This window comes from Lysinibacillus parviboronicapiens, assembly GCF_003049605.2.
GTDB lineage: Bacteria > Bacillota > Bacilli > Bacillales_A > Planococcaceae > Lysinibacillus > Lysinibacillus parviboronicapiens.
In genome coordinates this window covers 309486-321976 of record NZ_CP073713.1, presented here as the reverse complement: position 1 = coordinate 321976, position 12491 = coordinate 309486, and the positions used below count along the sequence as shown (strand labels likewise).

Genomic DNA, 12491 nt, shown 5'->3' with positions numbered 1-12491 from the left:
TCTATCCTTTCATTTTTATACTTTAAATGAATTCGTTTTTTCTTGTAAATCCTCCGCCATTTTAGAAAGTGTTGACGTAGATGCTGTAATCTCCTGCATAGAGGCTAGTTGCTCTTCTGTAGCCGCTGAAATATTTTGTGTCCCTACCGCAGAGCTTTGCGCAATTCCATTGATTTGTTCGATTGATTTAGACATTTGATTAGCTCCTACAACCATCTGTTGTACGGAAGAGGATACTTCTTGAATTTGAACAGCTACCTCATTAAAGGCAGATTGAATTTTTTCAAAAGATTCCCCCGCTATGTTCACATTGTGAATACCTGTTATGACTTCATTCGTTGTGAACTGCATGGAGTCTACCGCTTTATTTGTTTCGGCTTGAATTCTTATAATAAGTTCAGAAATTCTGTGTGCCGATACAGATGATTCTTCAGCTAATTTTCGCACTTCTTCCGAAACGACCGCAAAGCCCTTTCCATGTTCTCCTGCTCTTGCTGCCTCAATTGCTGCATTTAATGCCAGTAGGTTGGTCTGTGCTGCAATACCTGTAATGACTTCAACGATTTGTCCAATTTCAGCCGAGCGCTCACCCAAACCACTAATGACATCATTTAAACTACCAATAGATGTTTGAATCGCATTCATTTGTTGAACAGCGGTTTTAATAATATCATTTCCTTCCACTGAAAGTTGTTCTGCTTGGATAGCTGCCTCTGAAACGTTAGTAGAATTTTCAGCTATTGTTTGCACACCATGTACCATTTGAGTCACAACATCTGATGTTTCTATAATTGTTCTCATTTGCTCGTCTGAACCGCTTGCCACATCTAACGTCACTGACGCAATATGTTCACTTGCCTCACTTGTTTGTTCCGCACTCGCCGTAAGCTCCGACGAGAATGCCGCCATCTGGTCGGAAGTTTCTTTTACCTGACCAATTAAGTCTCGTAAATGAGCAATCATATTAATAAACGAAGTAGTTAAGACCCCTAGTTCGTCCTTTGAATCATAGTCTATATTAAAATTCAATTCTCCAGCCTCTGCTAATTGTACAGCAATTTTCAATTTTTCAATTGGCGTAATTATATATTTTCGTACACCTATAAAACCAATTACAACAAACAGAATCCCTAAAACAATTGAAATGATTAAAGAAATTAGCGTTCCTTTACTTGCTTTAGCTTTACTTTCCATATTTAAATCACCTGCATGTTTTTGATTTAAATCTGTTAACTCCACGCCTTTATTGTTAATTTGTTCGACTATCGGCTTAACCTTTGAATTAAACAAGTTTATTGCTTCCACATTCTTATTAACAGTACTTAGTTGTAAAATTTGCTCCATTCTGGCTTTAAACACAGGATAGAGCTGTAGCAGGTCAGCTACAATGGCATCCTCATCTGACTGTAATTTAGCCGCTTTCAGTAGCTGAAGATTTTCTTCATTCGCTTTAAGAGCTTTCTCTATTTCATCTTTAATTTGTTTATTTGTTGCTTCATCTACAGTTAAAAAAGAAAGATACATATCTGAAGTGATAACTCGATTATTAATTCTATATTGAGTCAAAACAAGGCTTGGTTCTAGTCGGTTTGTAAAAATATCCTCTGTATTCTTCTCCAGTGATTTTATTGTGATATATCCATTTAGCTGAATAATACCAATTGTTAAAATAGATATACCCATTAATAGAACTAGCTTTTTAAACATGGATAAATTGCGTAACATGGTTAATACTCTCCTTTTCGAATTCAGTTATTTAGTGCAAATAATTCTAATGAAAGACATTGAATCAAACATTATTATGGGTCCATGCCGATATGTAAATGCCAGCATAGAGACTAACCCGTTTCTAATCCCATGGCTTCTTTATATTTGGTCTTTTTTGCATACTCCTATACCGTTAAACATACTTACAACTAATACAGATTTTGCTGAATATATTAAAACCCTTACTTTATAACCTCTTTCTAAATTAAATTAAATAGTATATTTACCTATTCTAAATCTCTATATCTACACATTTCAATATTATTGAACTAAATTTTATAAATTGATTTAATTGGGTATTTAATACCAATAATAAATTATAATGTAACAAAAATAGTTCTTTTTGTTTAAAAATAACATTTTGCATAAAAAAGAGAAGTGAAATTCCACTTCTCCAAACTTTTTATATTGTTATTTTTTAACCCTCGATGATTCATCTTCTAATATGGTAGAAGGATGTGTTGACATGGACCCATTGAAGCTACAAAAACGTTTCCCCTTATTAAAGCCTTTTAATGACTTGCATACTGAAGGCTATTTGTTTAATTTTGACAATCAGCTCTATGAAATACCAAAGCACGCCATTACACGAGATGAACTCGAGCTATTGCGCATTTTCTCAGGTCCACTTATTATTTCTACCTTGCAGGACACCGATTGGCATCAGTATTTAACCAATCAAACCAATACAATACCTGCTGCTATTCAGGACCACCGCTTATTATTTTTACACTTTGACAAGGTTTTTACAGACCTTCACCTCCTACGGACAACACTTGAGGCACTGTTAGGTAAGGAAATATTATTAATGTCGTTAAATGAGCATTTATTTGTAGTTATCGAACAAATTACAGACGATGAGCCACTAATATTCACTTACTTTATTCATCTCTTGTGTGAAGATTTAGAAGCAAAATTAAAAATTTTTGTGACAGATGTTATATCAGATATTACCGTGACAAAAGCAAGGTTTAGTTGGCTTTCATCATTACAATCATCAATTTGGCATCATACTTCCAAGCATGTACTTACACAACAAGAATTACTTATTCCTTATTTAACACTTCAGTTAGACTCACAGGAAAAAGCTATTTTCAGTGCTTCGATTTTAAAAGAAGCTGTTGAACACCCAGACTTACTGCAAACCGTCAAGCAAGTCATTCAGTATGAAGGCAATATTTCATTTGCTGCTAAAAAATTATTTATGCATCGTAATACCTTACAAAATCGACTAGAGAAGTTTCATATCCTTACGCTCAAGGATATTAGACAATTCGAGCAAAGGCTTGAGGTGTTTCTTGCCATTACCCTCTTTGAATCCTTGTAGGTGTATGGCACATTGCACAGTTGATGAGACAAAAACTGTGCAGAATTGCTCTGTTCAGAAACGTACTATTTTTTTACACTATCCATATCACTACTAAAAGAAAGGATGTTGCCATGACGGAATTACGCTTGGAGCATATCTATAAGATTTACGATAAAAATGTGCAAGCTGTAACGGATTTCCATTTGCATATTCACGATAAAGAATTCATTGTCTTTGTCGGTCCTTCAGGATGTGGGAAAACTACAACACTGCGTATGATTGCGGGCTTAGAAGATATTTCGAAAGGTGAATTTTACATTGATGATGTCCTTATGAATGATGTGGAGTCAAAGGATCGGGGTATTGCTATGGTTTTCCAAAGCTACGCCTTATACCCCCATATGTCGGTTTACGATAATATGGCATTTAGCTTAAAGCTTCGAAAAGTCGATAAAAAGGAAATCGACCGACGCGTGTTAGAAGCCGCAAAAATTTTAGGCTTGGAAGATTACTTAAAACGTAAACCTAAGGCATTGTCAGGCGGTCAAAGACAGCGTGTCGCTCTAGGGCGCGCCATTGTCCGTGATGCTAAAGTATTTTTAATGGATGAACCCCTTTCTAATTTAGATGCCAAATTACGTGTGCAAATGCGTGCAGAAATTCAAAAACTACATCAACGTATTCAAACAACAACGATTTATGTAACTCATGACCAAACTGAAGCGATGACAATGGCCACACGTCTCGTAGTCATGAAAGATGGGCTCATTCAACAAATTGGCGCGCCAAAGGAAGTATATGATTATCCAAATAATATGTTTGTAGCAGGTTTTATTGGATCACCCTCGATGAATCTATTTCATGGACAGCTCACTGAAAATGAGGTAAAGATAGGAGATTTCAACTTACCTATTCCTGAAAGTTATTTAACAATACTAAAAGACCAAGGCTATCTAGGAAAAGATATCGTGCTCGGAATACGTCCTGAGGATTTACAACTTACATCCACAACCTCCGCTTATACTTTTGACACCACGGTAGATGTAGCAGAATTACTAGGTGCCGAGGTATTTCTCTACGCTTCATTAGCAGGTCAATCTTTTATTGCCCGTGTAAATGCCGATGCACAATGTCACCCAAATGACACGGTAAGCTTAAGAATAAAGGACAACAAAATACATTTTTTTGACCCTCAAACAAAAGTACGTATTATGAATGAACTGAGGTTGTGATCGCAACCTCAATTTTTACGTTTTACAACCTTCTTATGAAGGCCCTCGATGGCAGCGCGTGTCGTGTCTAGATAATTGATTGTTTGTTCATAGGAATTAGTAGCCACAGCCATAAATAGAATATCAATAACATGTAGTTGAGCAAGCCGTGATGATGTGGCACCACTTCTAAAAGTTGCTTCTACATTTGGCGATGTATATAAACAAATATCTGCTAGGCTAGACACTAGCGAATTGCCGTAACGCGTTAAACTAATGGTTGTCGCTGGTGTTTCACTAGCTATTTCTAAAATTTTTGCCACTTCATGTGTTTCACCAGAAAATGATATCCCCACTACCACATCCCCTTCCTCTGCATTTACTACTGCTGTAGCTCCTAAATGCAAGTCCATTAGTGCCGTACTATTTTTATTAATACGCAAAAATTTCTGGTCTGCATCCATTGCCGCAATACCTGATGCACCAACGCCAAAAAAGAAAATCCGCTTAGCCTGCGCTAGAGATGTCACCGCTCTCAATAACTCTTTGTCATCTATTAAGTCTGCAGTTTCCCGTAAAATTTGACTACTTTGGGTCGTCACCTTTTCTACAATAGTTTGTAATGGTTCATTTGGTTCAATATCACGATCATCTACCATTTCGCGTTGTAAATCTCCTGCAATACGTAGTTTCAACTCTTGTATACCACTAACATTTAACGATTTACAGAGACGAATCACTGCTGCACCACTTGTTTTACTTGCTTCCCCCAATTCAACAGCAGTCATTTTAATGGCTTTCGTCGGATGTTCTAAAATGTAGCTAGCTACCTTTCGTTCTGAAGGGGGAAGCCGCTCCTCCATTTCTGCCAGCATAATTAACCCTGCATTGATTTTCTCCATTTACTATCAACTCCGTTTTCCAATATGTAATGCAACGACAAATATCTTATGGATTTTGGAGCTAGCTGTGCCAGCTCCACCTGTTAATGCCCAGATACACAGTACAAATAATTAGCTCTGTTTCCTTTTTTTACTTCCTGTTCTTTAACTCCATCGCTGTCCGTACATGTCCTTCAGATTGGGCTAATAATCGTTCTGCTTCTTCATAAGTTGTCTCCATCAAAAGCATGATGATGGCTAGTTTCACTTTATAATCCGTTTGCGTCAATACGCTTTCGGCCTCTTGATAGGAAACACCCGTGGCATCACAAACAATCTTTTTTGCCCGTTCGCGTAATTTAACATTACTCGCATGAACATCCACCATTAAATTTTTATATACTTTCCCAAGTTTAATCATTGTTGTTGTTGTGATCATATTAAGAATTTGTTTATGGGCAGTTGCTGCCTTTAGTCTGGTAGATCCTGTTAAAATTTCTGGTCCTGTCATTACCTCTATCGCTATATCTGCATATCTACTAATCATTGATTGTGGATTACTCGTTAAGCTTACCGTTTTCGCCCCGATTTGTTGCGCATAAACAAGCGCACCCTTCACGAATGGGGTTCTTCCACTTGCGGCTATTCCAATAACAATGTCCTTTGCCTGTAGGACACGATGTTGTAGTGCCTCTTGTCCCAAGGCTTCATTATCCTCTGCACCTTCGACAGCGACTACGACTGCGTCTAAGCCACCTGCTAACACCGCCTGTACGAGCTCCGATGATGTACTGAAAGTCGGTGGACACTCGACTGCGTCTAGTAAACCTATGCGACCACTCGTTCCTGCTCCTACGTAAAATAATCGCCCCCCGTTTTTTATAGCTATAATAACTGCTTCAATCGCACGCTCAATTTCAGGTAACACTTTGGCGATTGCTTGCGGAATCTTTACATCATCCTCATTCATAAGCCGCACAATTTCAGTGATAGACATTAAATCTAAGTTTGCCGTTTTTGGATGATAGCCTTCTGTTTCCAACTTTGTCAATCGATCCATCGAAGTCAGATTCCTCCTGCCTTATCTTCATTATCTAAATCACACTACATTCTTCTGTCATTGAAGGGATGTCGATTAAAAATTGGAGTATACCCTTGCTCCTTTCTTTCACTAAGTTCACGTAACTATTGAGGTGCATTACTTCACTGCTCCGGCTGTCAACCCTTCCATGAACTGTTTAGAAGCAATGAAGAACAAAACAATCATAGGCAACGAAGCCAGTGTTAAACCTGCAAATAGTGAGCCCCAATCCGCAGAATGCTCTCCAAAAAGCGACATCATCCCTACCGGAATTGTGCGCTTTACCTTATCAGTAATGAATATAAGCGGGAAGAAAAAGTCATTCCAAGCAGCGATAAAATTAATAATGACTACAGTGCCAAGCGCCGGTCTCATTAAAGGTAACACCACATGCCAGAGCACACGCAAATTACCGGCCCCATCAATACGTGCAGCCTCTTCTAGTTCATACGGCATTGTCCTGAAAAATCCAGTTAAAATTAACATTGTTAATGGAATACCTGTCGCAATATTCATAAAAACCAATGACCATAGTGAATTAATAAGCCCCAAATCACGCATTAAAATAAACAATGGTACAATCCCCAGCTTAATAGGAATCATCATTCCTAATAAGAAGATGAAAAATAAAGCATTATTCCAAGAAAATTTAAAGCGTGCAATATAGAAGGAAGCCAATGAACAGATTATGACAATCAATACAACTGATACAATGCTTACAAAGACGCTATTCATGAAATACGTTGTAAACGGAATTTTTGACAATAATGTACGGTAAGTATCTAAGCTAAAGCTGGTCGGTAATCCTAAAGGATTTTTGTAAATTTCAACACTTGTCTTAAAAGATGATAACATCATTAATAAAATAGGATATAAACTAATTGTCGCCATAGCAAATACCACAATATAATAAAACGGTCGTGTCCAAATTGCGCCCTGCTTCATCTATGCACCTCCTACATCTGCACGTCTTTTTTGTTCGCAAAACGTAAAAACACCGTTGTGCAAATCAAAATGAATAAGAATAAAACCGTGGCTAATGCTGAACCTAAGCCAATCGCCGTCGTACCTGATGCTGTAGAGCTACCAAATGCTAAACGGTAAAAGAATACTGCCAACGTATCAGTTGAATAATAAGGTTCACCCATTGACCCTTGCATTGCATAGACAAGCTCAAAGGCTTCAAATGATTGAATGAAAGTTAACACACCCATAATCGTAATTGAAGGTACCATTAATGGCAGATAAATGGTCCGTAATAACGTAAAACCCTTCGCTCCATCTAACCTCGCAGCCTCTATTAACTCAGCTGGGATGCTCTGAAATCCTGCTAAGAAAATTAATACCCCAAAGCCGAGACCAAACCAGCAGTTTACTAAAATAATGGCGATTAATGCTGTATTGGGATCCCCTAACCATGCACGTTGTAAGCTCTCTAAGCCGATTTTCTCTAAAATGATATTCAATGTGCCGAAATTGGGATTCAATATTAACTTCCATAAAAATCCTACAACAATCACTGATAATAATCGTGGTAGAAAAAATGCTGCTTTAAAAAACTCTGCGCCTTTGATTTTTTGGTAAATAATAAAGGCAAGAAATAGGGCGAGACCATTCATAACGACCATTTGTAATACAAAATACAACACATTATGTTTGAAAGCGTTCCAAAACATGGATCCATAAGGCTCTGTCGTAAATAATGTCACGAAATTTTGAAAGCCTACAAAATCTCCTCTCGACATACCTTTCCACTCGAAAAAACTATAGGACAGAGCCGCTAAAATTGGATACAACACAAACATACCGTATATTACTAGTGCCGGGATTGGAAACAAATGTATGGTCCACTTCGCCCAAGATTTTTTCTTTTTCGAAGGCATAACTGTCACTGTTTTCAATTTTCGAATACCCCCTGTCATATCCTAGACGGTAAGACCCCACCTACTTTTTGAGAAGCGCTAGTGGGGCCCTACTTAAAAACCAGAAATCGTATGAAATTTCTCTATCTTTGTGTTGGCCATAATATCTGTTCTCGTTAAGTAATAAGTGTAAGTAAGCAAAGTTTACTTCACGCTCTCAAAGTTAGCGCCAAAACTACCACAGCATATGGTGTCTTTTTTATTTTGATTTATTTTTGGAATGGCGCGAACCATGTTTTTGCATTATCTTGCACTTTTGCCGCAACATCCTCTAGCTTCACTTGACCTAAATACATACCTTGTAACTCCGTTTCTAACACGGTTTTCGTTGTTGGATCTCCACCAGTAAAGTTGGTTACCCACATGTAAGGTGTCGCTTCACTCTCCGTTGATTTACTTAAATCATTTAACAATGCATTGTCAGATGAAATGCCAGGAATTGCACTAATCATTGAGAATTCCTTGACGAATAGCTCACCAAATTCTTTAGTTGTTAAAAATTCTAAAAATACTTTCGCTGCTTCTTTATTCTCGGAATTTGCATTTATCGCAAAAGAACCATCCACCCATGTTGTCACCGTCTTAGTTCCCGTTTTTGATGGAATCGGGAAGTAGCCGAAATCTAAATCTGGATTCATTTCTAGCACAACTGGTATCTCCCAGCTTCCTAAAGGAAACGTCGCTGCTTCTTCCAGCGCAAAAAGTGTGCGTATATCATCCATACCTAATCCCTCTGAATTTGCAGGGAAATACTTTTTCAAATCATTCATTACTTGAAGGGATTCTATGAATGCTGGGTCAGTAAAATCTTTTTCACCTGCAAGTACTGCCTTGTAAAAATCATTTCCTTCATAAATTGCTGGCCCGACAATACCGTGTAGTAGAGATAATAGCCAGCTCTCCTTTGTTCCCATTGCAATAGGTGTAATGCCTTTTTCTAATAAAGTATCATTCAATTGCATAAACTCATCCCAAGTTTGCGGTACTTCCAGCCCATTATCTGCGAAAATCTTTTTATTGTAGAAGAACTGTGTGGAACTTAAATTAATCGGAACACCATATTGATTGCCCTCCGCATCTTTTGAAGCAATTAATGCTTCTTCTGGATATGTGCTTAATCCCTGTAAATCGTTAATTTTTTCTACGAAGCCCGCTTCAGCTAACTTTAAACCTGCTGCGTATGGACGTAAGTGAAAAATGTCAGGTCCTTCCCCTGCTTGTAATGCAGTATTAAGCACGGTATTGTATTCAGTATTTTTTGTTGGATTAAAAGAAACTTTGATATCAGGATGTTTCTCATTGAATAAGGCAATGACTTTTTCATATTTGGCAACATCCTCTGTCCGCCAACTACCAATCGTTAATGAAACTTCTTCAACTCTATGGTCATCCGTACTTGAAACAGGCGCTGTCTCTTTTGCTGGCTCCTCATTTGAAGAACAGCCTACTAAAGCCGCCACTATTAATAATGGCATCATAAAGAGCCATTTGTTGATCTTTTTCATAACCATGCATCCACCTTTCATGTAATTAGTTCTTCAAAAATCATCGTATGAATTTTTTCTCTAATCTCCATAAAACCTCTGTCTCTTCCATAATGCACAGCATTTGTTAATAAAATGACGAAAGCCTTTTTCACCGGATCCATCCATATACTTGTACCTGTAAATCCTGTATGACCAAAAGATCCCTTAGTCCACCCCCTACCGAAGCACTTCAATACATCACTTCCATTCCAAACCTCGAAGCCAAGTCCTCTGTTTTCAATAATATTTGTATACGCTAAGGTCATCCAATCGAACGGTATAACCGACTGCTGAGTAATGCCTAACCAATATTGTGCAAATGTTGCTAAATCTTCTGCACACGAAAATAAACCTGCACTACCGCTTACTTCTTGAAGTAGTAACGCCTTCTCATCATGAACAATTCCCTGTACAAATTTAATTTCAATCTTTTCTGTTGAAGCCGCTTGCATTTGTTGCTCTTTTGACAGTTTATACTGTGTATCATGCATGCCCCATGGCTTAGCAATTTCTCTATCTACGAAATAATCAAGAGACTGCCCTGAAACCTCTTCGATGATTTTGCCTAATAAAATCATACTCAAATCACTATAGAGTACTTGCTTGCCCGGTTGAGTGATTACACCCGCTGATAATACTTCCCCCATGATATCCCGTTGATGATGTCTTTTTACAGGTGGATCTAAATCAGCTACTAGTCCCGAACTATGCTGTAAAAGATGCTGAATATTTACTGTAGGATATTTAAAATCCGGCAAGAAGGTTTGTACGGTATCTGTGAGCTTTATTGCATTCCTACTAAGTAATAACAAAGTTGCAGGTAATGTCGCCACGACCTTGGTCAATGATGCCAAATCAAATAATGTATTGGTTGTTATTTGTTGTGTGCTTAAATTTGCAGCACTATAGGCGCCAAAGCTTTGCGTCATAATGCGCGTATGTTGTTGTTGTATGATGAGGACGCCGCCTGGAATCTTTCTCTCTGACACTAAACTTTTCATAAATGTATGAACCAAATTAGCACCCCACAGATACAATTCTTAATTTTCTGTAAATAAATCATATAAAATAAAATGCTAAACAACAACACATTTTTTAAAATATTTTTTTAAAATTTATGCATAATATCAAAAACTAAAAGAGCCAACCTTCCACATTGAGTGAAAAAGATGACTCTTGATATCAATAATAAATTGTAATTTTTAACTATTTTTCGGTGGAACTAATTCAAACATCGTAGTGTTATGTTCTTTCTGGGCAAATAAAAAGAGTTACTCTCCAAAAAATGGAGATATAACTCTTAAATCTTAAAGATCTGCTACTTGTGCGCTAACATCTTTATTATTGTAAATTTCAGTATCCAACTCTTTTGTAACACGTGCCGTTGCGACACCTGCCGTCATCGAACCACTTACATTCAATGCAGTACGACCCATGTCGATTAATGGCTCAACAGAGATTAAAATACCCGCAAGTGCTATTGGTAAGTCAAGTGCTGATAATACTAAGATCGCTGCAAATGTTGCACCACCGCCCACACCTGCTACACCAAAGGAACTGACTGCTACTACTGCAATAACAGTAATGATGAACACTGGGTCTAGTGGATTGATGCCGACTGTTGGAGCAATCATAATGGCAAGCATGGCAGGATAGACACCCGCACAGCCATTTTGACCAATCGATAACCCAAACGAACCTGAGAAGTTTGCAATACCTTCTGGTACACCAAGTCGCCCTGTTTGCGTTTTAATATTCATCGGTAACGCACCCGCACTTGAACGAGAAGTGAAGGCGAATAATAATGTTTCCGCTGATTTTTTTAAATACGTAAATGGATTTAAGCCACTTAACGAAATGATTAGTAAATGTACAAGTAACATAATGATTAATGCTACATAAGAAGCAATTACAAATTTACCCATATTGTAAATCGCACCGAAATCTGATGTTGCAACTGTACGAGCCATGATAGCTAAAATACCATATGGTGTTAAGCGTAAAACAATTGTTACGACACCCATAATAAGTGCATAGATTGCATCTAGTCCTTTTTTAATCGTAGCGCCTGTTGCTTCATCTTTACGTGCTACACGTAAATAGGCGAAACCTAAGAATGCTGCGAATATAACAACAGCAATCGTCGATGTTGAACGAGCACCAGTTAAATCAAGGAATGGGTTCGCTGGGAACAATTCAATAATTTGTGTTGGTAAATCGGGTGCTGTCATGCCACTTGTTTTTTCTTCCAGATATGCACCACGTTCAGTTTCAGCATCACCGTGCATGATTTGTGTTGCATCAAGATCAAAAATTGTTGCTGATAGAATACCAACGCCCGCTGAAACAGCTGTTGTACCAATTAAAATGGCTAAAATAAGTGCTGCCATTTTCCCAAAGTTTTTGCCAATAGTCATTTTCGTAAAGGCAATTAAAATGGAGATGAATATTAATGGCATCGCGACCATTTGAAGCAATTTTACATAACCGGTACCAATGATGCTGTACCACGGTGTTGTTTCGGCTAAAACTTGCGAATCAATACCGTAAAATAATTGAAGTCCAAGACCGAGTGCGATACCCAAGCCTAGACCTGCAAAAACACGATTTGAAAATTTTACGTGCTTTTTGTTCATAACATATAAAATTCCAACGAACACAAGCAATATGGCTACGTTGAGAATGACTTGTAAAGTTGACAATTGAAAGCCCCCTAAGATGTTTTATGATAATGTAAATCGAATTATATACCTACAATACCTATTAATCAAGTATGTTTTATTAAGTTTGATAA

At 37.7% G+C, this 12491-nt stretch carries 10 protein-coding genes; 2 read left to right on the top strand and 8 right to left on the bottom strand.

The genetic code is table 11. The features are described 5' to 3' along the window. Positions 1 to 15 precede the first annotated feature (15 nt). On the bottom strand, positions 16 to 1725 hold the full coding sequence (locus C9J31_RS01690; RefSeq protein ID WP_107948524.1) for a methyl-accepting chemotaxis protein: 1710 nt from the start codon (positions 1723 to 1725) through the stop codon (positions 16 to 18). 508 nt (positions 1726 to 2233) lie between these two features. Here C9J31_RS01690 and C9J31_RS01685 point away from each other — a divergent pair. Next, positions 2234 to 3094 carry a PucR family transcriptional regulator gene (locus C9J31_RS01685; protein WP_107948526.1) on the top strand — a complete coding sequence of 287 codons (861 nt, stop codon included), beginning with the start codon at positions 2234 to 2236 and terminating at the stop codon, positions 3092 to 3094. Positions 3095 to 3207: 113 nt separating this feature from the next. Continuing rightward, positions 3208 to 4308 carry an ABC transporter ATP-binding protein gene (locus C9J31_RS01680; RefSeq protein ID WP_107948528.1) on the top strand — a complete coding sequence of 367 codons (1101 nt, stop codon included), beginning with the start codon at positions 3208 to 3210 and terminating at the stop codon, positions 4306 to 4308. Between the two features lie 8 nt (positions 4309 to 4316). On the opposite strand, the gene C9J31_RS01675 is transcribed toward C9J31_RS01680, so the two are convergent. From C9J31_RS01675 to C9J31_RS01645, 7 genes are all read right to left on the bottom strand, one after another. Then, positions 4317 to 5189 (bottom strand): MurR/RpiR family transcriptional regulator, encoded by an 873-nt coding sequence (locus C9J31_RS01675; protein WP_107948530.1) that lies wholly within the window; start codon positions 5187 to 5189, stop codon positions 4317 to 4319. 130 nt (positions 5190 to 5319) lie between these two features. Beyond that, entirely contained in the window at positions 5320 to 6228 is a 909-nt protein-coding gene (gene murQ, locus C9J31_RS01670) for an N-acetylmuramic acid 6-phosphate etherase (RefSeq protein WP_107948532.1), read from the bottom strand. A gap of 138 nt (positions 6229 to 6366) precedes the next feature. Then, a complete protein-coding gene (locus C9J31_RS01665) occupies positions 6367 to 7194 on the bottom strand; it encodes a carbohydrate ABC transporter permease (protein ID WP_054767921.1) in 828 nt (275 codons plus the stop codon). An 11-nt stretch (positions 7195 to 7205) separates the two neighbouring features. Next, entirely contained in the window at positions 7206 to 8132 is a 927-nt protein-coding gene (locus C9J31_RS01660) for a carbohydrate ABC transporter permease (RefSeq protein ID WP_107948583.1), read from the bottom strand. Between the two features lie 248 nt (positions 8133 to 8380). Then, the gene (locus C9J31_RS01655) at positions 8381 to 9676 is read right to left on the bottom strand and encodes an ABC transporter substrate-binding protein (RefSeq protein ID WP_107948534.1); all 1296 of its coding nucleotides are present in this window, start codon (positions 9674 to 9676) and stop codon (positions 8381 to 8383) included. A 17-nt stretch (positions 9677 to 9693) separates the two neighbouring features. Continuing rightward, positions 9694 to 10713, bottom strand: a complete 1020-nt coding sequence (locus tag C9J31_RS01650) for a serine hydrolase domain-containing protein (protein WP_107948535.1) — start codon at positions 10711 to 10713, stop codon at positions 9694 to 9696. 291 nt (positions 10714 to 11004) lie between these two features. After that, positions 11005 to 12399 (bottom strand): L-cystine transporter, encoded by a 1395-nt coding sequence (locus C9J31_RS01645; RefSeq protein ID WP_107948537.1) that lies wholly within the window; start codon positions 12397 to 12399, stop codon positions 11005 to 11007. Positions 12400 to 12491: the final 92 nt, after the last annotated feature.

Excerpts from the sequence above, each read along its gene's own strand:
- C9J31_RS01675 (WP_107948530.1), bottom strand. The coding sequence starts at position 5,189 with ATGGAGAAAATCAATGCAGGGTTAATTATGCTGGCAGAAATGGAGGAG.
- C9J31_RS01665 (WP_054767921.1), bottom strand. The coding sequence starts at position 7,194 with ATGAAGCAGGGCGCAATTTGGACACGACCGTTTTATTATATTGTGGTA.
- C9J31_RS01660 (WP_107948583.1), bottom strand. The coding sequence starts at position 8,132 with ATGCCTTCGAAAAAGAAAAAATCTTGGGCGAAGTGGACCATACATTTG.
- C9J31_RS01685 (WP_107948526.1), top strand. The coding sequence starts at position 2,234 with ATGGACCCATTGAAGCTACAAAAACGTTTCCCCTTATTAAAGCCTTTT.
- C9J31_RS01690 (WP_107948524.1), bottom strand. The coding sequence starts at position 1,725 with ATGTTACGCAATTTATCCATGTTTAAAAAGCTAGTTCTATTAATGGGT.
- C9J31_RS01655 (WP_107948534.1), bottom strand. The coding sequence starts at position 9,676 with ATGAAAAAGATCAACAAATGGCTCTTTATGATGCCATTATTAATAGTG.
- C9J31_RS01680 (WP_107948528.1), top strand. The coding sequence starts at position 3,208 with ATGACGGAATTACGCTTGGAGCATATCTATAAGATTTACGATAAAAAT.
- murQ (WP_107948532.1), bottom strand. The coding sequence starts at position 6,228 with ATGGATCGATTGACAAAGTTGGAAACAGAAGGCTATCATCCAAAAACG.